Source organism: Pseudomonas mendocina (genome assembly GCF_900636545.1).
GTDB classification, from domain to species: domain Bacteria; phylum Pseudomonadota; class Gammaproteobacteria; order Pseudomonadales; family Pseudomonadaceae; genus Aquipseudomonas; species Aquipseudomonas mendocina.
In genome coordinates, this window is the sequence record NZ_LR134290.1 from 4,520,176 (window position 1) to 4,545,361 (window position 25,186).

A 25,186-nucleotide genomic window follows, 5' to 3' on the forward strand; every position below is an offset into this window, starting at 1 on the left:
CAAGCACGGCTGCTGCGCCGACGAGGCATGTACTGACGCGACCTGCATGGAACTGCCAGCAGGAAAGGCCTGTGGCGACTGCGTGCATGAGCACCGCTGCTGCCTGATCTTTGGCCACACGCCAACGGACACCTACTGCGACTGGTTCCCGCGCCGCTTCCGCGAGAAGGTCATCAACCCCAACTAAGCGAAACCTCGCCCCACCAGGGGCGAAGGTCTGCCGGGCGTGGTGGCCCGGTACTGATGAGCAGCCGCAATGAATGAATCGACACAAGACCGCAAACGCCGATTGAGCCGCGCTCGCTCGGCCCGTTACCGCAAGAACAAGCGCGACCAGGTGGCGCGGGTTAAAGGCGTCAAGTTCAAGGGCGTCTTTGGCGCGGGAACCATGGCCGATCTGGAGCGCGTCCGCGCCGAGTGTGGGTGCCAGAACATCGAGGAGACGATTGCGCTGATGGCTCGATTCGTCGCGGCATCCGTTCGCCTCGATCCGCTAGCAGTGCGAACGGCCATGAACCCGAGGAACCCGGTATGAGCACAGGCAAGACGAAAATTCAAATCGCCCGCCGCCAACTCGGCCTGGACGATGAAACGTACCGCGCGATCCTCAAGCGCACTGTTGGGGTTGAGTCGTCAAAAGACCTGACCCCGCGCCAGATCGGCCGCGTCCTTGTCGAGCTGGAGCGCTTGGGGTTCAAGCCCAAGGCATCGACCGGTCGCGCCAAGCCGAAGCCGGCTGCCGAGCGCGCCAAGCTGGTCGGCAAGATCGAGGCGCAACTGGCTGAGGCTGGCCGCCCTTGGGACTATGCCGACGCCCTGGCCGCCCGCATGTACCAGGTCGAGCGCCTGGAGTGGTGCGACAGCAAGCAACTGGGCGGCATCATTACCGCGCTGGCCAAGGATGCCGAGCGCCACGGGCGGCCGCTATGAAACTGGAACAGGCCCGTGACCTGCTGCCGCCGACCGTGCAACGCATTGCCGAAGTAGTCGGCCTGCCCGCCACGATGAAGCTAGTGGCCGAGCTGGGCGGCACGTCCTGGTTCTTTGCCCAGGGTGTCGGCCGCAATGGCCAAGCCCGTGTTGCTGCGCTGGCCGAGATCGTTGGCGAGGAAGCGGCCGAGAAGCTCGGGCGCTATGCCAGCGAGCGCGAAACGATCTACATACCCAAGTGCGACGCGGCACTGATCGCGCTGCGCGATGCCGAGATTCATCGCCAGTTTGAACAAGCGACGCGCGAGGGTGTCAGTGCAAATACCGTCGTTAACGAGCTGGCCCGCACCTACCAGCTCAGCGACCGCCATATCTGGCGCATTCTCAAGCGCCTGCCCGAACTGGCCGCCCCGTCTACGCCCGACCTGTTCAACTGAGTTACTGACACCCGTCCGCTAATACCTGCATACCGATGCCGCCGACCATGGCGGCATGAACACTCTAGACCCCAGCACTCTCACCAGCCCCCGCGCCTACGCTTCCGCCGTATTGGCCGAGGCGGCGCTCGACCGCCGCCAGTGGCTGATGGAGCGCTGCCCGGTCGATTGGCGCGCCCAGGTCGAGGAGCACGTCAAGAGCGCATTTCCGAAAGTCGCAGCCTACCGTCGTCACCGTGCCGGCCGGGAAGAACAGGCGCGCGAGAAGCCACCGGCCGCACAGCGCCGCGATGCCACGCCAAAGCCCCGCCCCGTATCACGCTCGGCCCCCGAGGTGGGTAATGCGGCTATCGCCAAGCTACGTAACGCCATCGGCAAGGGTGCCGCATGAGCCTGCGTGGACGTATCGCAGCCGGCACTCTGTTGCTGGCCAGCACCGGCCTTATGGCCTTTCTGGGCACCTGGGAAGGTGACGGGCAAAACACCGTCTACGGCGACAAGCTGGCCCGTGGCCTGCCCACCGTATGCAAGGGCATCACCAAGCACACCAGCCCTTACCCGGTAATCGTCGGTGACTACTGGTCGGACGAGCGCTGCGAAGAGGTAGAGCGCCTTGTTGTCAGCAACGGCCAGCTGGAGCTGGCGGACTGCATCACCAACCAGGACATCAGCCAGAAAACCTTCGACGCGCTGAGCAGCCATGGCCACAACTTTGGCAACCCGTCTACATGCGCAAGCCGGGCCGTCGTCCTGATCAACCGGGGGCGCGTGGCCGAGGGCTGCAATGCCCTTGCATGGGGGGCGGATGGCCGCCCGGTGTGGGCATACGTCACCGATGCCAATGGACGCCTGGTGTTCGTGCGGGGGCTGCACCTTCGCCGCCTGGATGAGCGCCGCCTGTGCCTGGAGGGTCTGCAATGAAGTGGCTCAGCGTCCTGCGTCCCTTACTGCCGTTTGCCGTGACACTGGGTGTTTTGGCAGGCGTTTACTTGCTGATCGATCAGCTTGAGCAAGCGGCATATCGCCGTGGGTTTGGCATGGCCCAAACCGAAGGCGCCCTTGCCCTGGAAACGCTGCGCGGCGAGCACCAGGCCCAGGAGCTGGCCCGCTCCCTGGCCGCCGAGGCCGATGCCAAAGCCGCCGCAAAACGCCTGCAGGAAGAGCAGGCCCGTAACGACAAGCTCGCGTCAGACCTGGCCGAGCAGCAACGCCAACACCGCAAAACAACCGACTACCTCTCAGGGGAGATTGCCCGTGTCGCCGACCTTTACCGGGAGGCGCTCGACGCGCCGCCTAAGCCTCTACCTGCTTGCGTGTTCACTGCTGGCTGGGTGCGGATTTATGACGAAGCAACCGGCGCCCGAGCCGCAATGTCCGGCGCCGCAGATTCCGGCCGAGCTGCTGCGCAAGGCCCCGACCCCGTCGCCGCTGAGCAACTCGATTCAGGCCTCAGCCAGGCCGCTCTCCTGGGACACCACATCCAGTACGCCGAGCAGTGCCGCAACACAGCGGCACAGCTGGACGCTCTGATCGACGCGGTCTTGGGGGGCAAATGATGGTGATGGATTTTACGCAGGCCGTGACCTGGGCCATTTCGCTGCTGGGCATCTTCAGCACGTTGGTTTTCGGCCTGGTCAAGCTGCTGTTGAGCCAGATGGAGAAACGCCTGGGCGAACGCTTTGCCTCCCAGGAAAAGGAGATCGCGAAGCTGGCCGAGCTGGAGCGCGACTTCCTGCGCTTCCAGGCAGAACTGCCTATGCAGTACGTCCACCGCCAGGACTACGTGCGAAACCAAACAGTGATCGAAGCCAAGCTGGACGGGCTACGGGACAAGCTTGAAGTCGTCCAGATGAAAGGAGCCAATCAATGATCAACATCGATACCGCCAAGGTTCGCCGTGAGTCGATGCGCTGGTACATCCTGCTCACCCTCAATAACGCGCGGCCGGTAGACCCGCATGAAGCTCTGGTGCTTTCCACTATCCAGGGCATTCATAGCGATGCGACCCAGCATGAGGTGCGCCGCGAGCTGGATTACCTGGCCGACCGCAGCCTAGTGACGCTCGACAAGCGCCCGGACGGGCAATGGGTGTGCGGCCTGACCCACTACGGCGTCGACGTGGCCGAGTACACCATTCCCTGTAACCCCGGCATTGCCCGGCCGGTGCGAGGCTGAGCCTATGCCACCGCGCAGCAAGGTTGGCCAACTACCGGCCGAGGTGAAGGCCTGGCTGGACCAGGCGCTGATCGAGAGCAACTTCTCGGGCTATGAATTGCTCTCGGCCGAGCTGGCCGAGCGCGGCTACAGCATCGGCAAGTCGGCGCTGCACGCCTATGGCCAGGGCTTCGAAGAACGGCTGTCCGCGCTAAAAGTGGCCAGCGAACAGGCGCGCGCCGTGGTTGCCGCTGCCCCCGATGAAGAAGGCGCTGTCAACGAAGCCTTGATGCGCCTGGTGCAAGAGCACCTATTCAAGCTGCTGCTGACGGATGGAAAACAGATCGACTTGCCCAAGGTGGCCAAGGCTGTGGCCGAGCTGGGCCGGGCCTCGGTCGTGCAGAAGAAGTGGCAGAGCGAGGTGCGTGCCAAGGCCGAGTCGGCCGCTGCCCAGGTCGAGAAGATCGCCCGCAAGGGCGGCCTCAATGCCGAGACTGTGGACGCGATCCGCCGTGAGATTCTTGGGGTGGCAGCGTGAACGCCACCAGCGAGCACAAGCTATCCCCCCTGCATGAGGCCGTATCGGGCGGCCGGGTGCCCGGTACGCCTGTCGTCCTGCTTCCGTATCAACAGCGCTGGGTAAATTTGCGTGCGCCACTCAAGGTCGGTGAGAAGAGCCGGCGTATCGGCCTTACTTGGGCTGAGGCCGCCGACAACGTCTTGGTCGCGGCCAGCGCCACGGTGGCCGGTGGGATGAACGTCTACTACCTGGGCTACAACCAGGACATGACCGTCGAATACATCCAGTCCTGTGCGATGTGGGCGCGGGCATTCAACTATGCGGCGGGCGAGATCGAGGAAGCTATATGGCACGACGAGGACGCAGATAAGAACATCAAGACGTACATCATCACGTTCCCCTCGGGCTATCGCATCGTTGCCCTGACCAGCCGGCCCAGCAACTTGCGGGGCCGCCAGGGCGTGGTAGTGATCGACGAGGCGGCGTTCCACTCTGACCTGGCCGAGCTGCTCAAAGCGGCATTGGCGCTGCTCATCTGGGGTGGTGAGGTGCATGTGATCAGTACCCATAACGGCACCGACAACCCGTTCAACGAGCTGATCGACGAGATACGGGCAGGCAAGCGCAAGGGCGAGCTATTCCGCTGCACCTTCAAGGAGGCCGTGGCCGATGGCTTGTACAAGCGCGTATGCCTGCGCAAGGGCATCCCTTGGGCTGAGGCCGAAGAGCTGGAGTGGGTACAAGACGTTTACAGCTACTACAGCGATGCGGCCGAAGAGGAGCTGGATTGCGTGCCCAGTCAGGGCGGCGGGACTTTCCTTAGCCTTGCGATTCTTGAAGCCCGCAGCCGCTCCAGCGTGCCGGTATTGCGGCTGTCTTACCCCGTTGGGTACGAAGTAATCGCCGAGCCTCTACGCCTGGTCGATAGCTTGGCCTGGTGCGAGCGCGAATTAGCGCCGCTTTTGGCACAACTGCCGGCCGGTGCCTGGAGTTTCTACGGCATGGACTTCGCCCGTAGCGGCGACCTTTCTGTGATTGTTCCATTGCTCCAGGAGCAGGACAGCCGCAAGCGGCCGCCCTTCATGGTCGAGCTGCGAAACGTCCCCTTCAAACAGCAAGAGCAAATCCTGTTCTTCATCGTCGACCGCCTGCCTAACTTCATGGCCGGTGCCAACGACGCACGGGGCAATGGCCAGGCGCTGGCCGAGGCGGCAGCCGTGCAGTACGGCCACAACCGCATCAGCCAGGTGATGCTTACCGAGGGCTGGTATCGAGACAACATGCCCGGCCTCAAGGCCGACCTCGATGACGGGACGCTGTACGACCTGCCATCGGACCGTGACGTGATAGCCGATCTGCGTGCATTCCGCATGGTCAAGGGCGTGGCCCGAATTCCTGAGTCCAGGACAAACGAAAAAGGCGCGGCCCAGCGCCACGGCGACGCCGGTATCGCCATTGCCCTTGCCCGCTTCGCCAGCCGGATGGACATCGAGCAATACGGCTATGAGGCCGTGCGCTCCAGCAACAGCAATTCATTTGAAGACGACGACACGTTCAGCGGCGGCCGCAACGTGGGAGGTGTGTGGTAATGGCTGAATCCGTGATCGTTGACGCCCAAGGCCGGCCGATCCATAAAACCGAGCTGCTCCAGGAGCTGGTTCAAGCCAGCACCACGGGCGTCTATCAAGCGTGGACGGTCGAGTCTGTCTCGGCCACCCTCGACCCGGCGCGCCTGCGCTCGATCCTCAATGCCGCCGCCCAGGGTGACCATTACTCGTACCTCACCCTGGCCGAGGAAATGGAGGAGAAAGACCCGCACTATGCCGCCGTGCTGGGCACGCGCAAGCGGGCCGTCTCCGGGCTGCCAGTCGTTGTCGAGGCCGCGAGCGAGGACGAACACGACGAGCAACTGGCAGAAGCTGTGCGCGAGCTGGTCGAGGCGCCCGAGTTCAGCGACATGCTCGATGACCTGCTCGATGCCATTGGCAAAGGTTTCTCTGTCGCCGAGCCTATCTGGCAACTGATCGGCGACCAGTTCTGGCCAACCCGCTATGAGCACCGCGACCCGCGCTGGTTCCAGTTCGACAAGGTCACTGGCCAACGCCTGCAGTTGCGCAGCGAAGGCGGCGATGGTCTGGAGATTCCGCCCGGCAAGTTGATCGTCCACAAGCCGCGCTTGAAGTCAGGCCTGCCGATCCGCGGCGGTGTCGCGCGCCTGGTGGCCGTGTCGTTCATGTGCAAGGCGTTCGGCCTCAAGGACTGGATGCGCTATGCCGAGCTGTACGGTATGCCGCTGCGCATTGGCCGCTATGGGCCGGGTGCCAAGTCGGACGATATCGCCGTCCTGCGCCGTGCCGTGGCCCAGCTCGCGGCAGATGCCGCAGCCGTAATGCCGGAAGGCATGAAGATCGAGTTTGTAGAGATCGCCAACGCTGCAGGCGGCGCCGAGCTGTTCGAGCGCATGGCCGAGTGGCTCGACAAGCAGATCAGCAAGGGCGTGCTGGGGCAGACGATGACCACCGATGACGGGTCGAGCCAGAGCCAGGCCAACGTGCACAACGAAGTGCGTATGGACATTCTGCGCGCCGATGCCAAACAGCTCGCGGCGACGCTCAACCGCGACCTGGTGCAAACCTTCATCGACCTGAACTATGGCCCGCAGGATCGTTACCCGCGCATCGTCCTGCAGGTGACTGAAGCTGAGGACTTGAAGGCGCTGGCCGATGCCCTCGGGCCGTTCATTGACCGAGGGCTGCCGGTAGAAGCCTCGGCGATCCTGGACAAGTTCGGCCTGTCCGCGCCCCAGTCCGGCGCCCAGGTGCTGCGCCCGCAGCATTCCATGCAGCCGCTGGCCCTGAACCATCAGCAGCAATCGTGCGCCTGCTCGGCATGCGGCGAGCGCAAGGCATTGAACGCCGAGCAACCGAAGCGCGACGAGCTGGACGAGCTGGTGGCCGACGAGCTGGGCGACTGGGTTCCGGTGATGAAGCCCGTGCTCGATCCGGTGCAGCAGCTGGCGCAGCGGGTTGGAACCTTCGACGAGTTCCGCGCCGGCCTGGCCGGCCTGCTCGAGGAAATGGACGACAGCGCCCTGATCGAGCGCCTGGCCCTGGCCGCGTTCAAGGCCCGCGCCACTGGCGACGTGAGCGACCAGCTATGACCGGGCCGACACGTGAGCCGCTGCCCGTCCCTGTGCCAAAGGAAGCGCTCGACTACCTGCGCGCCAAGGGCTACCGGGTGGGCTTCGATCACCGCGACGTGTTCCAGGAAGAGCACGCTACGGCCTGGACGGTGGCCAAGGCCATGCGCCTGGACATCCTTGAGGCGATCCGCGCGGCGGTCGACGAGGCGATCACGGGCGGCCAGGCCTTCGCAGAGTTCAAGCGGGATCTGCAGCCGCTCCTGGAGAAGCTCGGTTGGTGGGGCCGTGGCGAGCTGCTCGACCCGCTGACCGGAGAGACGCGCGAGGTGCAGCTGGGCAGCCCGCGCCGCCTGCGAACAATCTATGACGTGAACCTGCGCCAGGCCCATGCGGCCGGCCAGTGGGAGCGCATCGAGCGCACATCGAAGACGCATCCGTATCTGCTCTATGAGCTGGGGCCGAGCCGAGAGCATCGGCCAGAGCACGTGGCGTGGGCCGGCATCCTGCTGCCCGCCGATGACCCGTGGTGGCAGACGCACTTCCCGCCCAATGGCTGGGGCTGCAAATGCCGGGTTCGCCAGGTCAGCCGCCGAGAGGCCGAGCGCCTGCAGGCATCAGGGCGCTATATCACGGCCGCGCCCGACCTGGCCCCGCAGGAGTACGTCAACCGCCGCACCGGGCAGGTCGTCAGCGTGCCGCGAGGCATAGAGCCGGGCTGGGCCTATAACGCCGGGCAGGTGTCCAGGCTGGCCAGGGCGCAGCAGCTCCTGGACGAGAAAGAGGCCGCAATACCGGCCGAAAGCTGACCCCGCCAAAACGGCCCGCCACGCAACGAACGGCAGTTGATGGCTACCACGGCTAGGGGGAAGGCTCGAAAACAGTTTCTAACGCCGGTCTAACGCGGCCTGCGAACTATCGGAAGGGAGGGCGAGCGATGAAATAGCGAGGAAGGAACAAAGAGAGGGTGCCCGAGGGCGATGCACGAACATCGCAAACAGGCACCGACAGCAGAGCAACCCTGCATGCCAGCCAAGACCCTCCCACTCTCGCGAGAGCGGGCGGAAGCCTACCAGCTTATTAAGGGCATTGCAGTTGATAGACATACGTTGCGGCGGCTGTGGCCGACTACTCGGCAAGGCCGTCAGTTTTACCCTGTTGCAGATCAAGTGCCCGCGTTGCCGGGTAATGAATCAGATAGCCACGAGCTGCCCGAATCCAGAGCGCCCCCGAGCGCCTCGATCCGTTGAGGCAGCTCATGGCAAAGAAAGCCCACCACCCGGCAGCACCGGGACAATTCACCCCACCTACCACTGACCAGGTGGGATACCTGAACGGGAGCGAAGCCCTGGCCGGCTTCGGCTCCCGTAGCTTCTACGTGGCGCAGCTCCCACGCGCCGAGGCCAACCAGATGATCATCGCCAACCACTACTCCGGCCGCATCGTGAACAACTCATACATTCACCTGGGTGTATGGATTGGCGGCGTACTGCGCGGCGCGTTGCAATTCGGCTATGCCCTGAACCCGGTGGCAGGCGCGCAGAAGTTCGTAGCCGGCACCCAGGTTGATCAGTACCTGGAGCTAAACCGCATGTGGCTGGACGACGTGGCGCCGCGCAATAGCGAGAGCCGCGCCCTGTCGTATGCCTTCAAGTTCATCAAACGGGCCTGCCCGCGTGTGGCCTGGGTGCAGAGCTTTGCGGACGAGCGTTGCGGGGGCTGGGGCGTGGTCTACCAGGCAGCGAACTTCCTTTACCTGGGCCACCATCGCACCAGCTTCTATGAGCTGGATGGGCAGGCGTACCACCCAATGCTACTGACCGCCCACAAGAAGGCCGGTAAGCGCGGCGAGTTCCTGCGGGCCAACAAGCATCGGGCGATCAAACGGAGCCTGTTGCAGTTCCGCTATATCTACCTGATCAAGCCGAGCTGGCGGGCCAGGTTCAAAAAGGCGCCGCTGCCGTTTCCTAAGCCTGGGCAGGTATTGCCAGATCGTCGACGCTTGAAGTCAGCGCTAGCTAAGCAGGCCTAAAGCAGCTGGTATTCCCGCACCTACAATCGCAGCAACTAGGGGGTGAGCAAGAAACGCATTGAGCAGGTTCTTTGCTTCCTCCCTTTCCTCACGAGAGGCGCCAGAGTCATCAATACGCTGGAGAATTTCTCCCAGAACCAGCTGGAGATTCTGAACATTGTGATCGCCGATCTGGATGCCTTGAGAGTTATGTATCGCAATGTGGTTGGTTGTAGTTTTGACTGGAGGGTTTGCCTGAATAGCTGTGTCTTTATGGAGCTTAAGAGTGAAGTGCGCAGGAATGCTGGATAAGCCACTGCTGTAATTCGATTGAACTACGGTGAAACGTTCCTCTCTACCATTCGGCAGCTTATGCAAGACCTTATCACCCTCGCTAACATCCAAGGTCTTGTCATAAATGGTAATTCCATTAGCGCTGAACTTGGTCTTGTAGGGGCCGTGTCGCTCCCCAGTTTCTGCGCTCTCAATGAAGACTTCGTCTGTATGGAATCGGAACATTCGACCACTCTCCTTGGTTTGTCTGCATCAAAGCGTAAGCAACCGTCTGAGAATCAGCAACTACTGACACCCGTCCCCTAATCCCGCCCCCCTCATGCCGCCGACCATGGCGGCATGAACACACAAAACGCCCCGCACAACCGCACCACCTCCACAGCACTCTGTTTCGAGCTGAGCGCCGACGTGCCCGAGTGGGTCGAGGTGCTGCCGCCCGGCCCGACAGTGACCGGCCGCGATGGCCGCACCTGGTCGTATGACCCGGCCCAGGTGCTGGCCGCCACCAAGGCGCACACCGCAGGCGCTGACCTGCCGTTCGATTACGTACACGCCACCGAGCTGAAAGCGCCCCAGGGCGACGACGCACCGGCCAGCGGCTGGGCGCGTGAATACCGCATCAACGAGCGCGGCGCCATCGAGGCCCGCGTGGAGTGGACGGCCAAGGCCCGCAACGCCATCGCTGAGCGCGAGTACCGCTACATATCGCCGGTATTCACCTACGACGACGACGGTCGCATTCACCGCTTTAGCAGCTTCGGCCTGGTCAACAAGCCGAACTTGCTGACCAAGGCGCTCAACGCTGAACAACCCACCACGGAGAACATCCCGATGCTCGCAGCAGCCATCCGGGCAGCCCTCGGCTTGCCTGAAACCGCGACGGAAGACGAGGCCGTCGCCGCCATCAAGGCGCTGAAGGAGGCCAAGGAAACGGCCCTCAACAGCGAGAAAGCACCCTCCCTGCAGTTGTACGTGCCGCGCGGCGACTACAACGCCCTGGAGCAGCGCGCCCTCAACGCCGAGCAGAAGCTCAAGCAGCGTGAAGAAGACGAGCTGAAAACCGCCATCAACACCGAAATCGACGCGGCCCTCAAGGCCGGGAAGATCACGCCAGCCACCAAGGGCTACCACCTGGCGGCCTGTCAGGAGGAAGGCGGCCTGGAACGCTTCCGCGAGTTCGTCAAAGCGGCGCCCTCGGTGACGGCTACGGTCGTGCCCGAAGGCCGGGTGGACGAGCAGAACAAAACCGCGCTCAACGCCGAGCAACAGCAGGCCGCGCGGTCGTTCGGCATGACCGATGACCAGTACATCAAGCACATCGAGGGGCAATAAACATGGCAATTCAAATCACACCGGGCCTGCTGGATGCGCTGTTCAAGGGCTACAGCGCTGAATATCAGAAAGCACTGGCCAAGGCCCAAGGCGATGCGCAATGGAAGAAGGTCGCCACGCTGGTGCCCAGCAGCGGCGCTGCAAACCTCTACGCCTGGCTGGGGCAGTTCCCGCAGCTGGTTGAATGGATCGGCGCCCGCGTTATCCGTGACATGGCAGCCAAGGGCTACACCATCACCAACCGCCTCTTTGAAAGCACTGTCGGTGTGCCGCGCGTCATGGTGGAAGACGACATGGCCGGCGTGTTCCTGCCCATGTTCAACGAGATGGGGCGCGCTGCGGGCTATCACCCGGACTCGCTGGTTTTCGAGCTGCTGATGGCTGGCTTTACCGAGGCGTGCTTCGACGGCCAGAACTTTTTCGATGATGAGCACCCGGTGTACGCCAACGTCGATGGCACCGGCGCTGTGACCAATGTCAGCAACATGGACGTTCCGGCCGCAGATGCTGGCCCGGCCTGGTTCCTGCTCGACACCTCCCGCGCCCTGCTGCCGTTCATCTTCCAGGAGCGCACCAAGCCGGAGCTGACCAGCAAAACCAACCCGAACAACAGCGACCATGTGTTCGAGCATGACGAGTACCTGCATGGCGTGCGTTACCGCTGCGAGGCCGGCTTTGGCTTCTGGCAGATGGCCTACGCATCCAAGCAACCGCTCACTGGCGAGTTCTATGGCAAGGCCCGCGCTGCTATGCAGTCGTTCAAGGCTGACGGTGGGCGTCCTCTGAAAATCCGCCCGACCACTCTGGTCGTGCCGCCGCAACTGGAAGCGCAGGCACGCAAGCTCTTGGTCAAGGACGAGAACGGTGGCAACGAATGGGCCGGCACGGCCGAGCTGTTCGTATGCGACGAGCTGGTCTAAGGGGGCGCCGCCATGATCGTTCGTATCAAGTCAAAACGGGACGGCTACCGTCGCTGCGGCATCAGCCACCCCCGGCTTGCCACCGACCACCCGGCCGAGCGCTTTACCGAAAGCATGCTGGCAAAGCTGCAGGCCGACCCGGTGCTTACCGTCGAGCTGATCGATGGCGAACTGCCTGGCCCGGCGCAGCAGAGTGCTGGCCAAGGTGGCGGCTTGGAGTCTGGTGACACCGACAGTAATACCAACCAGGTAGGCACCACACCGGCCCCGGCCAAACCAACCAAGCCCGCTCCGGCCAAGCCGAAGGCGAACAAGCCTGGTGCCAAACCCGCTGCGAAAAAGCCGGCCAAGCCTGCGGCGAAACCGTCCGCACCGGCCGCGCCTGCTGACACGTCTGCCGCTCAGGAAGAGCAAGCCGGCGAGCAACCGGCCGCGCAGCAGGACAGCGAGGCATAACCATGGCCTACGCGACCCTTGAGGCGCTGATCAAGCAGTACGGCCTGGACGCCGTGCTGCTTGTGGCTGACCGCGACCAAGACGGCGACATCGACGCCGATGTGGTGGAGCAGGCTCTGGCCGATGCCACGGCCGAGATCGACACCTATGTAGGCGCCAAGCATCGCTTGCCGCTACCAGCCGTGCCGCCTGTGCTGGAGCGGCTGTGCTGCGACGTTGCCCTCTACCGCATGTCATCCGATGGCGGCTCCCTCACAGAGGAAAAGCGCCAGCGCTACGAGGACGCCGTTTCACTGCTGATCCGCATTGCGGGCGGCAGCGTGTCCCTGGGCATGCCGACGCCGGATGAGCAGGAAACCAGCGGCGAGGCCTGGTTCGAAGCCCAGCCCGTGCGATTCGGGAAGTTGCTGTGAGCGGCGCGGGCATCCGTACCAACTTGCTGGCTGATCCGCGCCTGGCTGGACGCCTGGAGCGCTTGGCCCAGCTCGACACGACGCCGCTGCTGGAGGCTATCGGCGCCGAGGTCGAGAGCCAGACGCGCCGCCGCATTGCCGTCGATAAGACCAGCCCGGCCGGCTTGCCCTGGCCGGAGTGGTCGACCGAATACGCCAAAACGCGGCACAGCGGCCAGAGCCTGCTGCAAGGCGATGGCCACTTGCTGGACAGCATCACGTACCAGGTTGAAGGCGACAGCGCGCTGATCGGCAGCCCGCTGATCTACGCCGCCACTCACCAGTTCGGCGACCTGGAACGTGGCATCGAGCAGCGCGAGCTGCTCGGCCTGGAGGGTGACGACCTGGACGACGTAGTGGGCCTGGTCGAGGACTACCTGGAGGACATCGCAAGTGACTGAGTACACCGCTGACCAGGTGCTGCAAGGCATCAAGGAATGGGCCGAACAGTGCTACCAGCAGGCCGGCCAGAAAGTGGAAGTGGCGCTGCATGGCGGCCGTTTCACCCCGGCCGACCTCAAGCGCTACGCCACCGCCGACCGCGCCTGCCGAATTGCCCTGGAGGGATTGCGTTTTGAAGCGGGTAACCGGGGTCAACTGATCGCCAGCGGCCAAGTCGTGGTGGTCGTGCTTGCAGGCGACAACAGCAAGAAAGGCACCCGCGCCCTAAACGTGCTGCAAGTCGCCAGTCCGCTGCAGGCCGCATTACCCACAAGCCGCTGCGGGCTGGAGTTGCAAGACAGCATCAATGCCAAGGACGTGCGAAGCGCCAACCTCTACAGCGCGGCGCTGGATACGGCAGGCACGGCCGGCTGGGTCATCACCTGGCCGGTGAAGTTTCAACACCCACACGTCCGCTAGGAGGACACATGAGCAAGCAAGCCACGCCCGCCTCTGCGGGCACCGAACCGGCCAAAACCGTGAAGGTGAAGATCACCCGCAAGGAAGGCCACCGCCATGCCGGCGAGCTGCACGCCCTCGACGCCGTTATCAGCGTCAGTGAGCGCGACGCCGTAATCATCGTCGAGCGCCTCAAGGCCGGCGAACGTGTAAAGGGGGAATAACCCATGACAGCACCCAAGGTATTCAAGGGCGTCGGCATCGTGCATGCCCAGCGTCTTAGTGTTCCCAACGCCCCGCTGCGCGATCTGGGCGACGTTGAGGTAGTCAAGATTTCACACCGCAACAACCAGCAGGTATGGAAGCAGCATCGCCGGCCTGGTGGCGGCAACTTGCACACTATGGATACGCCGGATGGACTCAGCCTCGATATTCAAATGCAGGAATGGACGGAAGAGAACCAAGCCATGGCGCTACAAGGCAAGGTCGTTGAGCTGCCGTCCCAAACCGTAAGCGGCGAGGAAATTGTGCTGCAACCTGGTTCGCTGTGTATGACCGCGCAGCCCGGCCCGACCAACATAACGCTAACCAAAGTCAGCGACAGCAGCGAGATTCCCTTGTCCGCCGTCACCGTGTCTGCGGCCGGAGTGACAGTGCCGGCAAGCAGCACTGTGATCACTGAGCCGACCCCGGCGACGATTGCCTACACCAGTACAAAGGCCAAGCGCATTGAACCCTTGGTTGAGGCCGGCGAGGTGTACCGCGTCGTCATGGATGGTCTCAACGAGGCAGAGAGCAATCGCCCGTGCATCATTGTGTTCCGCCGTTGGAAAGCACCGCCCGCCGAGGAACTGGCGCTGATCGACGCTGAGAACCCCGGCAAGTTGCTCTCCAAAGGCGAGCTGCTAGCTGACCCGTCCGCCCCGGCCGGCGAGTCGCCGTTCTACAGCATCACCTGGCTGTAACCACCCATAACGCCGGGCCGCAACGGCCCGGCTTTGGAGCCTGCACGCATGAGCATGACCCTGAGCAAAACCATTCAACTGCCCGGCCTGGTGGTGACCGTTCGCGAGCTGACCGTGGGCGAGATTCGCGCCTGGATGAAGCGCACCGCCGAGGGCGGACACGACCCGGTAGACGACACCCTGTTGCAGGAAGTCAGCCTGGCCGACCTGTACGCAATGACCGACCTGCAGGCCGGCCAGGCCGAGAGCCTGACGCCCAGCCAGTTGCGCCTGGTGTTCGAGGGTTGCCGGGAGGTGAACCCTGATTTTTTCGGCCTGCGGGATCGGATCGAAAGCGCCGGGCGCCAGATCCTCGAAAGGCTCTCCAGCGACTTGAGCGAAACGCCAGCGCACTGACCCGGCACGGGCACAGCCAGGTGTGGACGTACCCCTGGGGCACGTTCCTGGCGGCGTTGGAGGAAGCGACTAGCGCGGCCGAGAAGGCGCAAGCAGGGCGCTAAGGAACAGCGCCCCGAGGCAGATGGCCAGGCCGGCCAGCACGGTGAGCGCCAGGGCCGAAGCAGTGAAGCGCGGAAACATGGCCAGGCAGAGCAGCAGGCCGAGCAGCGGGAAGGCTTTCACAGGCTCAACGCTTTGGTGGGCCGGGCAGGAACAGGCTGGCGACATATGCGGGGCCAGACACCAACAGCATTAAAAGCGCGGCCAAGAAGCCAGCGCCCACAAGCCACCAGGCCAGCTTGGGCATTACCAGCGCAATGACGACCAGGGCAAGCAATACAAAGTGAGCAAGTTTCATGACTGATGTCCGTCTCTCAGTTTCCGTCGATGCCGATGCAGGTCGGCGCACTATGCAGGCCTTCCAGGCCGGCTATAAAGCGTTGGTCGATCAGTTGCGCCAGCCGCTGGGGCAGATCGGCGCCTTTCGCGATCTGCAGGCAAGCCTAGTTCAGAATGAGGCCCAGCTCAATGCAACGCGCCAGCGGGTGCGTGAACTGCGCGACGAACTGATACGCACCGAGAAGCCGACCCGCGACCAGCAGAACGCCTACCGCGCCGCCACGACCGAGGCGACGAACCTGGAGCGCGCAATTGCCAGCCAGCGGGGCCAGCTCGCACAGCTGTCTGCTGCGCTCAAGACTGCGGGCGTTGATACCAACCAACTGAGCAACGAACAGAAGCGTTTAGCGGCGGATATGGCACAGGCCGCCCGCGCGGCCGACCAGCAAGCGCGCATTGCGGGCGCCCGCGATGCCCTAGGCGTTCGCCCGCACCGAGAGATTCGCGGGGAGATCGTCCAACTGCAGCGCCAGTACCAGTTGCTGGCCCGCACCGGGCAACTGACCAGCTCCGAATTGGCACAGGCCAAGGTGCGCCTGCGTGAGCGTGTGAGCGAGCTGGAGCAAGGCACCAACGGGTGGGCGCAGAGCCTGACCCAAGTGCGCCTGCAGGTAGGTGCTGCTGCTGCGGGCATGGGCGCGATGGTGTATGCCGGTGGCGCACTGCTCTCGTTCTATGCCCAGTTCGCCCAGCGCATGGGCGAGGTCAACAGCATTACCGATTTGAACCAGGCGCAGTTCCAGGCGCTGAGCACCGACGTGCGCCAGCTCAGCCAGGCCATGGGCAAGGACGCGGCGCAGTCGGCGGCGGCGCTGTACGACATTCTTAGCTCGGGCGTCAGCCCGGACAACAGCATCAAGACACTGGAGCTGGCTACCCGCGCGGCCGTGGCCGGTGTGACTGATACGGCCACCGCCGTTCGTGGCGGCCTGTCGGTTGTGAACGCCTATGGCGAAGATATCGAGAACCTTGGCCTGCGCTATGACCAACTGTTTCTGACAGTACGCGACGGCGTCACCACCTTCCCCGAGTTGGCCAACTACATCGGCGACACCCTCCCCACTGCCAAGGCGGCAGGGGTTGAGTTCTCCGAGGTTGCCGCGGCTATCGCTTTGATGACCAAAGCCGGTATCCGTACGCCCCAGGCGACCACCGCAATCAAGGGTGCGATCAACGCCCTAGCCGCCCCAGGCGAGGCGGCTGCCAAGTCCATGGCTGCTCTGGGCATCGAGTGGAATGGCCTCACGGCGACGCTTGAAGAAATCGCCAGCCGTGGCCTGGGCATCGCCGCCATGAAAGAAATACTGCCTGACGTCGAAGCGCGTACCGCCGTGCTGGCCTTGACGCAGAACATGGCCGGCCTGAAAGCAGAGGTGGAAGCCATGAGCAATGCTGGCGGCGCGCTCGATGCCGCCTATGCCAAGATGGCCGCTACCCCCCAGGCCGAACTGGACAAGTTCAATGCGGCCTGGGGCGAGCTCAAGCTACAGCTTGGCGAGGCTGCTACGGCATTTCTCCCTTTGATCGAGCTTGGCCGTGACGCGGTTACGACGTTCAACGAACTGCCCGCGCCGATGCGTAATCTGGTGGCCGTTCTGCTGGCCGGTGCTGCTGCAACGCTGGCGGTAAGAGCTGCCGTGTTGGCGGTGCGTAATCCCTTCGGCCTTTTCCTGGCCCATATGTCCGCCACCCCGGCCGCTGCAGGCGCTGCCGCGACGGGCATGAGCACCGTAGGCACCGCCGCCACCTCGCTGATTCCCAAACTGCGTACCCTGGCCGACGTCGCCAAGCTGGCCAAGGCTGGCCTGGCTCTAGGTGTGGTGAGCTGGACAGGCAGCAACCTGGTCGAACTGTATGACTCGATTCAGGCGATTCGTGACCTGGAGAAGGCTCAGGCCGACTACCAGGGCAGCCTGCAAGCGACCATTACCAAAACAGCCGAGTATGCCGGCGCAGTGATCCTGCCCGCTGAAACCCTGCGCCGCATGACCGAGGAAGAGCGGCGCGCCTACGCCGAGCGCCTGCGCCTGGCCGAGGAACACTACCGCGCCCAGGGCGAGCTGCTCAGCCGGCAGGACACCAGCAGCGAAATCAACCAGGACGCCCTGGCCAACCAGCGCCGCGCGACGGAGTACCGAAAGGCGCTGACCGCGATCAAGAACGAGCACGCCGAGCGCGAGGCAGCAGAGCGTCGTCATAACGATCAGTTGGCCAAGATCAAGGCCGACAACCTGCAATCGATCCAGGACGCGCTGGGCAAGGAAATCCAGGCCTACGACGAAGCCACCAAGGCGCTGGAAGCGGCGAACAAGAAAACCCAGGCAGCGATGAAGGCCCGCGCCGATATCGCCAAAGAGTTCGACCAGCTCGTCAAGGACATGCGGGCGCCGACGAGCGAAGGCCCGGCCACGTTCGGTGACGTGACCGCGCTCAAGGCTGGTGCCAGAGCATCGCTCCAACGTGGTGACTCGGCCGAGGCAATCCGCCAGGCGCGTGAGGCTGGCGAGATCCTCCGCGAGCTGAAAGAGGCCGGCGCAAACACCTATGGATTTGCCGGTATTGCAGGGGAGTTGGCACAACTGGCAGACGAGGCAGCGCGCCTCGACGAGCTACAGGCCGACGTCGAGCGCATCGACGCGCAGGCACGCCTCGACGAAATCAAAGCGGGCATGGATGACTTGTTGGCCCAGGCCGAGGCGTTCAAGCGCATCGATATCGAGTTCACTGGTTTTGAACAGTCGGCCGAGTACCTGGAGCAACAAGCCAAGGAACTGGCCGAGCGCCTGAAGAAATACATGGTGATCCCGGTTAACTACATCGGAGCCGGTGCAGACGCGGCGTCGGCTGCGTCTACCGCAAACGATAACGCGGGCAACCTGATCAATGGCCAGCCGATCAAGCGTGCCGCTGGTGGCTGGGTCGAGGGTCCAGGGAGCCCAACCAGTGACAGCGTGCTGCTGGCCGCGTCGCGCCGTGAGTTTGTTGTAAAGGCCAGCTCGGCCGCGCGCCTGGGCGCCGCGAACCTGGCCTACATGAACAGCACTGGCGACCTCCCGCGTGAGCACCTGATTCCGGACTTTCCGGACTTCCCGCCGTCGCTCGACCGAATGGGCGACCGCCAGCCTCTTAACCTAGCCATGCCCTGGGGCGGCAGCTACGCCCTGGAGGGCGCCCCGAACGAAGTGAAACGCTTCCAGGATGACCTGGAGCGCGCGCGGCTCATGTTCGGCAGCGTGGGAGGGCCGCGGAAGTGATCGAGGACATCGTCCCGCTGGTGCTCGGAGGTATCGAGATACTGCCGCACTCCGGCCCGATCCGGCAGCGCTACGAATACTTTGGCGGCAGCCGTGAGCTACGCATGGCCAGCGGCCGAGGCGTCAAGCAAACCCACTGGCGTAAGACCTCCACGTCGATCAGTGCAACGGGCCACCTTGATCCGGCGCTTGAGTCGCTCGACTACAGCCGCCCGCTGGAGCTGCTGTGTGTTGCGCCGAAGTGGGTCGGCGGGACTGCCCTGGTGTACGAGCTGCCTGCCGCGCAGAAGCGCCGCCCCGACCAGCAGCCCTGGGCAATCGCCATGGTTGGCGGCAACTGGGTCGATACCGGCCTGGTGCTCGATGGCGACGTCGCGACCGTGGCGCCGATCCCCGGTGCCAGGGCGTACCGGGTGGGCTGGCTGCCGCGCCTGATGGTGCTCACTGACGGGCCGGTTACTGAAACAGACGACAGCCGCGAGCTGATCGATTGGTCTATGGATGCGCGGGAGGCGTGATGCAGCGACATATCAACCATTGGCAGACCGCACTGAGCGCAACGCTCCCGGTCGGCGCCGAGCAAATGACCGTGCCGGCTGCTGCGGCCGGGCTGCTGACCCTCACCGATGGAGCCTGGTACAAGGCCACGATCACGAATGCCGCGCGCAGCGCATGGGAAATCGTCATGGTGACAGCACGAGCGGGCGGCGTGCTGAACATCGCCCGCGCCCAGGAAGGGACGAACGCGGCCGAGTGGCCGGCCGGTAGCGTGGCGTTCATCGAGCTGACGGCGGGTGCCCTGCACGACATTGCGTCCAGGTTCGCCGCGCTGGAGGCCAGGGTCGCCGCCCTGGAAGCGGGCGGCGGCCCCGATCCAGAGCCCGAGCCGGACGGTGCGCTAGTAGATGGGGCCGGCAATGTCCTGGTCGACCAGCAAGGCAACACGCTGGTGATGGGCGCGGCCGACACTGACCCCGAGCCTGTGCCAAATGGTGCGCTAACGGATGGGGCCGGCAACACGCTGGTCGATCATGCCAATAATCTGTTGGTGACCGGCTAATGCTCGGCCTCGGCCCCCTCAACAGCTTCCCGATGAACACCCTGTCGGTGATGCAGGGTGCCGCTGTGGTCGTGCCCGATAGCCAGGCCTGGCGCGTGCGCGTGCTGATCGGCGGCGAGGACATGTCCGACCGGCTGACGGGTGTGGCCAGCATCGAATTTGAAGAGTCAGGCAGCCGACTCTGCACCCTGCGCCTATTGCCCGATGCGGGCGTGTTCGAGCCGGACGCATTCACCGGCCGGCCGGTGACCTTCTACCACCAGCGCCTGGAGGGCGACGTGGTAGCCGCGCAGTTGCTGTGGTTTACCGGCGAGGCGATGCAGCCGAGCGTTGACCTGAGCAGTAAGGTGGTCACGATCACGGCCACCTGCCAGCGCCAGCGACGCCTGGCCGACATGACCACTGAGCAGATCGCGGCGTTGATACCAGGTGACTATGCCGTGGGGGTATTTGGCGAGATCGAGGATGGCGAGCGCTATGCGGCCGACCTGCTGAGCACTCGCGCGCTGGCGCTGGACTGTGGCGCTGATGGGCAGTTCAGGCTGACAGCGTGGGAAGCGGCACCGGTTGCCCACTATACATTCACAGCGGACGAAATCATTGACGACACGCTGCGGCTCACTCTCGCGACTGCTGATCAACTGCTCAATCGAGTTGAGCTGACAGTCGAATACCGATACCAGCGCCTGCGCCATCGTGAATACACATTCGCTTGGGAGCATCCGGCCGGGTCGTTCTGTGTGTGGCTGGCCGACAACACCCAACTGCCGACCCTGAGCATGCTGACCGGTGCGCTCGATCAGGCGAACTGGTCGACGCTGGGGCTCACATACGAAGCGCTGCCACCGTCGATGCCAAACCCCTGCGGCAGCGGTGGTGCGTGGATAAACCGCTACACCGCCGACCCGCACTTGCTTGAGTTCAATGCCCGTGTGGGCGCCCGCGTAGCGCAGACGCTGACAGAGACCTACAAGCTGACTCTGGAAGTCGATGGCTCACTGACGGCCTACGGTGTGCGCGGCGGGACAGCGCGTTATTCGGACGATGTCGAGTTTGACGGCGGCGAGTGGGAAGGCGAAGACGGCCCACGTCCAGAGACCGCCGTGCTCGATGAACTGGGCGACTGGATCATCGACCAGGACGAGCCTGAACGGCGCAACAATCTGCTGCGCACGGCCTATGCAGTCGAGTACGTGCGCATGCACGCCAGCCATCGCCTGAGCCGCCTCGCGTTTCAGACGCCGATCACTGATGACGTGTTCGACCTGGTGCATACCATCCAGGTCGAAGCGCTGGGCGTGCGGGCCAAGGGCAAGGTGGTACGTGGTGCCGCGCGCTGGGATCACGACAGCGGCGAAGCCGTCGCCGAGCTAGAACTGGCGCTGACCAGGGTCGGCCAGGTCGAGGCCGGAGCCGGCTTCATCCTGCCGGATCGGCCGGAGTTCGATTTTGGCGCCCCGCCCGAGGCCATCGCCCACCTGGCGACCCAGCTGGGCGGCCGGTTCACGTCGCCCCCTTATGACGAAGACCTTGACGGGTTCGCAGGCAACTACGGCTGGGAAACACCCAGCGCGGAAGGCCACCCGCGACGCCTACAGATCACCACGCCTGATATTGCGGCCGAGCATCGAGACCCGGCCGAGGCAACGCGCGAGCAGACGTATTCCGTCGGCCTACCGAGTGACCTGCTGCTACTGGAGGTGGCATGAGCTATCAGCGTCTGATCAGTGACCTGCAAGGCCTGTTGCAGCCTGAGCGACAGCAGGGGCTGCCCGTCGTAGCACGGCGCGGAGTTCGGGCAGGCAAGCGCATCAGCGTGCCCTATGTCGCCCCGCCGACCGGAGCCGGTATCTCATGGCCCCTGGTCGAGGGCGGCGGTGCTGGTGATACGGCCGAGTACGCTCGGACATTCCACGGCAGTTCAACAGTCCTGGTTACAACTGATGGGCTCGTAGCGCTGGAGCTACCTCAGGTCGCCGCCATCACAATGCATGACGCCAACGGAGAGGTTGGCGAAATTCGATTCGCAGAGCGCCCGGTAGCGGAGGGCGAGCCGTGATCGACATAGACCTCGCACTGCCCAACTACAGGGCCTTTGGCTTCCCATGCCATGGGTTGGTCAAGGGGGCGCTGATGGAGCTGCCGAACGGCTCCACGATTGAAATCAACTCACCGCAGAACGGAGACAACTGGTTGTTGGCCGTACCTGGAGCACCTGGTGCGGTTCGTACCCCAGACGAGTCTCTGAAAGACGAGGCGAGAGGCTGGAGCTGGCCCGTGGACATTCTCTGCTGGCCAGGTGGTTTCGTGCACGGCGTTGCGTGGCAGAACGTGTCGAAAACTGCCCAGCAAATAGAAGCGGCGGCTCGTTTTGTTTATGCCGAGGCGCCAGGCCGGTGCTGGTTCGTAGGTATGCGTGGGGTATCTGGCGGGCCGGTTGGAAGGCGTCTAGAAGTTTCCATCATTTCGACGCATGCGCCAGGCAACTCTGCGCCGGTCATCATCTACCCAGCTATGCCAGATGGTGTTACGGGCGAAATGCTGCCCGATCATCTGCAACTGGCGGACGTCTCCCGCCGTGGCGACGCGGCGATATTCCGTGCGAATGGGTACGGACAGCACCTTTTCGTGTTGCGGTTGACGCGTGCAGATGACACCTGGACGGCCGAACTGGAATACATAGGAGGCCCATCTACTGCAGAGCGTACCGGCTACTCCGCGCAGTGGAACACGCTCCAGGCAGCTATAGCGCTGGAGGCAGGTAACACCGAGGTGCTAGACGGCGCGTGGTTCTGGACCGGCGACGATGAGCCGGAATATTTCTCTGAGTATCGAGGCGTGCCTCTCAAGACGCCGCGTGTCACCTACGAGGCCGCCGTTGCTACCCCGCAGAGTCACCCGGATGTGGCCCTGTTTCCTATCAACGTCAGCGCCCAGGATGGCGAAGTGCGCTGGGACCTGGGGAACGAGATCGTCACGGCCTGGTTTGACGACGACGGCAACGTCCAGCTGCTGGAGCAGGCGATCCGCTACGAACTAACTGCCTCGACTGTGTTCGACGTTTCCGCCTCCGGGGACATTCTCATTTCAAATGGAACCCCCTATTACGCTGACGGCGAGGTTCGCCCGTTACCCGCGCCAGCCAACCAGGCCTGGGAGGATGCCGAATACCTGGTGGGCCAACTGTCGTTTGGGTACACCCGGACGATCCGCGAGACCGTCACGTGCTCCCTCCGGCTCAACGGTGCCGAGGTAGACAGCGCCCAGTTGCGCAGGGTGCTGGAGCTGACTACCACCTCTGAGCCGCTCACGTCCACGAACCCCGACGAACCGCTAGAGCTACGGGGTGATACGTCGCTGAGTGAGCTGTCGAGCCTCGTCTATCGGGCGCAAATGAACGCTCATCTCTTTATCGACGACGAGCAAGTGGCATCCGCCTCACTCGATGGCGTCGTTGGCAGCGGCAGCACTGCACCAAATCCTGAGCAGATCGACTCCACACTGCTGAGCGGGTTTGGCTACCCAGCCACCTTCAGCGGCTCCTTGAACGACATTCAGGTTCCGCCTGTTGGTTATTTGGCATTAGGGGGCAGCGGGGCCTACTTCTATGCCGGTGTTCACCGCTATTCGAACAAGCTCGCAGCGATCTGGACGGGGGGCGATGGCGTGCCGTTCGTGGCCAATCTGCGCGCCGCCGTCAGCCCCGTGGGGTTCAAGCCCGGCACCGAGCAAACCATCAATGATTTCCCAGGTAGCAGCCTGCGCGGCTCCTACAACTCACGCAACGGGGAGGCTGTGACAGCCCCCTCGTCAACCGCGCCCATCAATTGGGCATGAACCAGGAGGTACACAATGGCAACAGTCCAACACGTTGTAACCGGCGAAGGCGATCCGACAATGACGCCCCCATCGATAGGGGCACATTACATAGATGAGCTGACAGGCCGAAGCTGGATTTCATACAGATGGGATGGCGAACTCTTCTGGATCGAGCAGCTTACCGCGGTGGTTGAAACGTCGCCTCCCGACCATTTGTACACATACCCAACCCCTGGAATCTGGCTTGACCGCCAAGCCCAAGGCGTCTGGCTAAGCGTGCCGTTTGAGGACGGCTACAGGTATCGGAAGGTGGTATTCGAAGAGACGATCTGAAGGGTGAGGAGGCTATGCCAAATAGCCCGCAAATGCCCCGGCGGCCTGCAAAGGTTGGTTATGCCAAAGCGGCTGCAACGCTATGCCAAATCCGGCGCGCGCTTACATTTAAGTACCGTCGCGCTCCGCGGCGCCAGCAAAGGATGCGTGTTATGCGAGACCGCACCAGCAGGATCGCCGTTTCACCGCCGCACCTCGAACAGCTATGGCAGCGTTATCAGCGGGTGCGCGCTGCCAGTGAGCGGCTCTGTGAGCCGCTGGAGGCCGAGGACTATGTGATCCAGAGCATGGCGGACGTCAGCCCGCCGAAGTGGCATCTGGCGCATGTCACCTGGTTCTTCGAGGCCTTCGTGCTGCAGCCCTTTCTGTCGGGTTATCGCCCGCTGGATAAGCGCTACGACCATCTATTCAATTCCTACTACAAGACCCACGGCACGCCCTTCGAGCGCGCGCGGCGCGGGTTGTTGTCGCGGCCGACGGTAAGCGAGGTGTACGCCTATCGCAGCCATGTCGATCTGGCCATGGCGCAGTTGCTCCAGTCAGGCAGTGAACTTGCCGACGAGGTGCTGCAGCGGGTCGAGCTGGGGCTGGAGCACGAGCAGCAGCATCAGGAGCTGCTGTTGATGGATATCAAGCACATCCTGGCGCAGAACCCGTTGCGGCCGGTTTACCGGCATGACCTCAAGCCAGGCGGAGCTAGCGCAAGCGAACTGCGCTGGATTCAGTTCCCCGCCGGGCTGCGCCATGTCGGCCATACCGGCGATGGATTTGCCTTCGACTGCGAGCAGCCGCGCCATCGGGTGTTCGTCGAGGCCTTTCAGTTGGCCAGCCGACCGGTGAGCAATGGCGAGTATCTTGAGTTCATTCGCGATGGTGGTTACCGCAGCACGGCGCTGTGGCTGGCGGACGGTTGGGACCATATCCAGCGCGCTGGCTGGCAGGCGCCGCTGTACTGGCAACGCGAGGGGGACGACTGGCTGGAGCTGACCCTGGGCGGCCCGTGCGAGCTGGATCTGGATGCGCCGGTCTGCCACCTGAGCTACTTCGAGGCCGAGGCCTTTGCCACCTGGGCGCAGGCGCGCCTGCCGCGTGAAGAAGAGTGGGAAGTTGCCGCACAGGACGAACCGCTGTGGGGCAACTTCGTCGAGAACGATCATCTGCAGCCGGTGGCCGCAGGGGCCGGCGATGGCCTGCAGCAGCTATATGGCGATGTCTGGGAATGGACGGCCAGCGCCTACCGGCCCTACCCCGGCTTTCGGCCGCTGGGCGGCAGCCTGGGTGAGTACAACGGCAAGTTCATGTCCGGGCAGATGGTGTTGCGTGGCGGCAGCTGCGCCACGCCTGAAGACCACGTGCGCCCCACCTATCGCAACTTCTTCTACCCCACCATGCGCTGGCAGTTCTCCGGCCTGCGCCTGGCCAAGGAGCTCTGA

At 63.7% G+C, this 25,186-nt stretch carries 34 protein-coding genes and 1 other RNA gene; 32 read left to right on the forward strand and 3 right to left on the reverse strand.

Annotated features, from left to right (window positions below; genetic code table 11):
- The first annotated feature begins 46 nt into the window (after positions 1-46).
- The 16 genes from EL191_RS24435 to EL191_RS21250 all read left to right on the forward strand — a co-directional run bounded on the left by EL191_RS24435 (position 47) and on the right by EL191_RS21250 (position 9,212).
- Positions 47-187 (forward strand): hypothetical protein, encoded by a 141-nt coding sequence (locus tag EL191_RS24435; protein ID WP_164722337.1) that lies wholly within the window; start codon positions 47-49, stop codon positions 185-187.
- An RNA gene (locus EL191_RS21180) (hammerhead ribozyme type II) lies at positions 186-257 on the forward strand. Before EL191_RS24435 ends, EL191_RS21180 begins: the two co-directional genes overlap by 2 nt.
- Positions 257-535, forward strand: coding sequence for a hypothetical protein (locus EL191_RS21185; protein ID WP_041980112.1), 279 nt, complete (start codon positions 257-259; stop codon positions 533-535). Before EL191_RS21180 ends, EL191_RS21185 begins: the two co-directional genes overlap by 1 nt.
- A complete protein-coding gene (locus tag EL191_RS21190) occupies positions 532-930 on the forward strand; it encodes a gp16 family protein (RefSeq protein ID WP_041980113.1) in 399 nt (132 codons plus the stop codon). Before EL191_RS21185 ends, EL191_RS21190 begins: the two co-directional genes overlap by 4 nt.
- A complete protein-coding gene (locus EL191_RS21195) occupies positions 927-1,367 on the forward strand; it encodes a Mor transcription activator family protein (protein ID WP_041980114.1) in 441 nt (146 codons plus the stop codon). Before EL191_RS21190 ends, EL191_RS21195 begins: the two co-directional genes overlap by 4 nt.
- Before the next feature lie 55 nt (positions 1,368-1,422).
- Positions 1,423-1,758: a hypothetical protein gene (locus EL191_RS21200; protein WP_041980116.1), complete on the forward strand. Its 336-nt coding sequence runs from the start codon at positions 1,423-1,425 to the stop codon at positions 1,756-1,758.
- Entirely contained in the window at positions 1,755-2,288 is a 534-nt protein-coding gene (locus EL191_RS21205) for a lysozyme (protein WP_041980118.1), read from the forward strand. The genes EL191_RS21200 and EL191_RS21205 overlap by 4 nt, the downstream gene beginning before the upstream one ends.
- Complete coding sequence (locus EL191_RS21210; protein ID WP_052435040.1) at positions 2,285-2,923, forward strand: hypothetical protein; 639 nt, start codon at positions 2,285-2,287, stop codon at positions 2,921-2,923. The genes EL191_RS21205 and EL191_RS21210 overlap by 4 nt, the downstream gene beginning before the upstream one ends.
- On the forward strand, positions 2,920-3,237 hold the full coding sequence (locus EL191_RS21215; RefSeq protein WP_041980119.1) for a hypothetical protein: 318 nt from the start codon (positions 2,920-2,922) through the stop codon (positions 3,235-3,237). The genes EL191_RS21210 and EL191_RS21215 overlap by 4 nt, the downstream gene beginning before the upstream one ends.
- The gene (locus tag EL191_RS21220) at positions 3,234-3,542 is read left to right on the forward strand and encodes a hypothetical protein (RefSeq protein ID WP_197721701.1); all 309 of its coding nucleotides are present in this window, start codon (positions 3,234-3,236) and stop codon (positions 3,540-3,542) included. The genes EL191_RS21215 and EL191_RS21220 overlap by 4 nt, the downstream gene beginning before the upstream one ends.
- A 4-nt stretch (positions 3,543-3,546) precedes the next feature.
- On the forward strand, positions 3,547-4,059 hold the full coding sequence (locus EL191_RS21225; RefSeq protein ID WP_041980121.1) for a DUF3486 family protein: 513 nt from the start codon (positions 3,547-3,549) through the stop codon (positions 4,057-4,059).
- On the forward strand, positions 4,056-5,630 hold the full coding sequence (locus EL191_RS21230; RefSeq protein ID WP_232005494.1) for a hypothetical protein: 1,575 nt from the start codon (positions 4,056-4,058) through the stop codon (positions 5,628-5,630). The genes EL191_RS21225 and EL191_RS21230 overlap by 4 nt, the downstream gene beginning before the upstream one ends.
- Positions 5,630-7,201: a DUF935 domain-containing protein gene (locus EL191_RS21235; RefSeq protein ID WP_041980123.1), complete on the forward strand. Its 1,572-nt coding sequence runs from the start codon at positions 5,630-5,632 to the stop codon at positions 7,199-7,201. The genes EL191_RS21230 and EL191_RS21235 overlap by 1 nt, the downstream gene beginning before the upstream one ends.
- Positions 7,198-7,989 (forward strand): phage head morphogenesis protein, encoded by a 792-nt coding sequence (locus EL191_RS21240; protein WP_041980125.1) that lies wholly within the window; start codon positions 7,198-7,200, stop codon positions 7,987-7,989. The genes EL191_RS21235 and EL191_RS21240 overlap by 4 nt, the downstream gene beginning before the upstream one ends.
- Positions 7,990-8,338: 349 nt before the next feature.
- Positions 8,339-8,497: a hypothetical protein gene (locus EL191_RS21245; protein ID WP_232005540.1), complete on the forward strand. Its 159-nt coding sequence runs from the start codon at positions 8,339-8,341 to the stop codon at positions 8,495-8,497.
- Positions 8,439-9,212, forward strand: coding sequence for a Mom family adenine methylcarbamoylation protein (locus tag EL191_RS21250; protein WP_052435041.1), 774 nt, complete (start codon positions 8,439-8,441; stop codon positions 9,210-9,212). The genes EL191_RS21245 and EL191_RS21250 overlap by 59 nt, the downstream gene beginning before the upstream one ends.
- Here the strand turns inward: EL191_RS21250 and EL191_RS21255 are convergent.
- A complete protein-coding gene (locus EL191_RS21255) occupies positions 9,195-9,710 on the reverse strand; it encodes an RIP homotypic interaction motif-containing protein (protein WP_041980127.1) in 516 nt (171 codons plus the stop codon). The genes EL191_RS21250 and EL191_RS21255 overlap by 18 nt on opposite strands.
- Before the next feature lie 114 nt (positions 9,711-9,824).
- Here EL191_RS21255 and EL191_RS21260 point away from each other — a divergent pair, with 114 nt between their 5' ends.
- The 9 genes from EL191_RS21260 to EL191_RS21300 are packed head-to-tail and all read left to right on the forward strand — an operon-like array spanning position 9,825 to position 14,846.
- On the forward strand, positions 9,825-10,817 hold the full coding sequence (locus EL191_RS21260) for a phage protease (protein ID WP_080764294.1): 993 nt from the start codon (positions 9,825-9,827) through the stop codon (positions 10,815-10,817).
- A 2-nt stretch (positions 10,818-10,819) separates the two neighbouring features.
- Positions 10,820-11,737 carry a Mu-like prophage major head subunit gpT family protein gene (locus EL191_RS21265; protein WP_041980129.1) on the forward strand — a complete coding sequence of 306 codons (918 nt, stop codon included), beginning with the start codon at positions 10,820-10,822 and terminating at the stop codon, positions 11,735-11,737.
- Between the two features lie 12 nt (positions 11,738-11,749).
- Positions 11,750-12,193, forward strand: a complete 444-nt coding sequence (locus tag EL191_RS21270) for an HI1506-related protein (RefSeq protein ID WP_041980131.1) — start codon at positions 11,750-11,752, stop codon at positions 12,191-12,193.
- 2 nt (positions 12,194-12,195) lie between these two features.
- The gene (locus EL191_RS21275) at positions 12,196-12,606 is read left to right on the forward strand and encodes a gp436 family protein (protein WP_041980133.1); all 411 of its coding nucleotides are present in this window, start codon (positions 12,196-12,198) and stop codon (positions 12,604-12,606) included.
- A complete protein-coding gene (locus EL191_RS21280; RefSeq protein ID WP_052435042.1) occupies positions 12,603-13,046 on the forward strand; it encodes a phage virion morphogenesis protein in 444 nt (147 codons plus the stop codon). The genes EL191_RS21275 and EL191_RS21280 overlap by 4 nt, the downstream gene beginning before the upstream one ends.
- Positions 13,039-13,506: a hypothetical protein gene (locus tag EL191_RS21285; protein WP_126403522.1), complete on the forward strand. Its 468-nt coding sequence runs from the start codon at positions 13,039-13,041 to the stop codon at positions 13,504-13,506. The genes EL191_RS21280 and EL191_RS21285 overlap by 8 nt, the downstream gene beginning before the upstream one ends.
- An 8-nt stretch (positions 13,507-13,514) precedes the next feature.
- On the forward strand, positions 13,515-13,709 hold the full coding sequence (locus tag EL191_RS21290; RefSeq protein WP_126403523.1) for a hypothetical protein: 195 nt from the start codon (positions 13,515-13,517) through the stop codon (positions 13,707-13,709).
- 3 nt (positions 13,710-13,712) lie between these two features.
- Positions 13,713-14,450 carry a phage tail tube protein gene (locus tag EL191_RS21295; RefSeq protein ID WP_126403524.1) on the forward strand — a complete coding sequence of 246 codons (738 nt, stop codon included), beginning with the start codon at positions 13,713-13,715 and terminating at the stop codon, positions 14,448-14,450.
- 48 nt (positions 14,451-14,498) lie between these two features.
- Positions 14,499-14,846, forward strand: a complete 348-nt coding sequence (locus tag EL191_RS21300; RefSeq protein WP_041980155.1) for a hypothetical protein — start codon at positions 14,499-14,501, stop codon at positions 14,844-14,846.
- Between the two features lie 69 nt (positions 14,847-14,915).
- Here the strand turns inward: EL191_RS21300 and EL191_RS24440 are convergent, their stop codons facing one another.
- Positions 14,916-15,071 (reverse strand): hypothetical protein, encoded by a 156-nt coding sequence (locus tag EL191_RS24440; protein ID WP_155294771.1) that lies wholly within the window; start codon positions 15,069-15,071, stop codon positions 14,916-14,918.
- Positions 15,072-15,075: 4 nt separating this feature from the next.
- Entirely contained in the window at positions 15,076-15,246 is a 171-nt protein-coding gene (locus EL191_RS24445; protein WP_155294772.1) for a hypothetical protein, read from the reverse strand.
- On the opposite strand from EL191_RS24445, the gene EL191_RS21305 reads away from it, so the two are divergent.
- The 7 genes from EL191_RS21305 (at position 15,245) to egtB (ending at position 25,186) form a co-directional block, all read left to right on the forward strand.
- Entirely contained in the window at positions 15,245-18,541 is a 3,297-nt protein-coding gene (locus tag EL191_RS21305) for a phage tail tape measure protein (RefSeq protein ID WP_080764297.1), read from the forward strand. The genes EL191_RS24445 and EL191_RS21305 overlap by 2 nt on opposite strands.
- Positions 18,538-19,059, forward strand: a complete 522-nt coding sequence (locus EL191_RS21310) for a hypothetical protein (protein WP_052435044.1) — start codon at positions 18,538-18,540, stop codon at positions 19,057-19,059. Before EL191_RS21305 ends, EL191_RS21310 begins: the two co-directional genes overlap by 4 nt.
- Positions 19,059-19,601 (forward strand): hypothetical protein, encoded by a 543-nt coding sequence (locus EL191_RS21315; protein ID WP_052435045.1) that lies wholly within the window; start codon positions 19,059-19,061, stop codon positions 19,599-19,601. Before EL191_RS21310 ends, EL191_RS21315 begins: the two co-directional genes overlap by 1 nt.
- Positions 19,601-21,310: a hypothetical protein gene (locus tag EL191_RS21320; RefSeq protein WP_041980158.1), complete on the forward strand. Its 1,710-nt coding sequence runs from the start codon at positions 19,601-19,603 to the stop codon at positions 21,308-21,310. Before EL191_RS21315 ends, EL191_RS21320 begins: the two co-directional genes overlap by 1 nt.
- Positions 21,307-21,660: a hypothetical protein gene (locus EL191_RS21325; RefSeq protein ID WP_041980160.1), complete on the forward strand. Its 354-nt coding sequence runs from the start codon at positions 21,307-21,309 to the stop codon at positions 21,658-21,660. Before EL191_RS21320 ends, EL191_RS21325 begins: the two co-directional genes overlap by 4 nt.
- Entirely contained in the window at positions 21,657-23,438 is a 1,782-nt protein-coding gene (locus tag EL191_RS21330) for a hypothetical protein (RefSeq protein WP_041980161.1), read from the forward strand. Before EL191_RS21325 ends, EL191_RS21330 begins: the two co-directional genes overlap by 4 nt.
- A 467-nt stretch (positions 23,439-23,905) precedes the next feature.
- On the forward strand, positions 23,906-25,186 hold the full coding sequence (gene egtB, locus EL191_RS21335; protein WP_041980163.1) for an ergothioneine biosynthesis protein EgtB: 1,281 nt from the start codon (positions 23,906-23,908) through the stop codon (positions 25,184-25,186).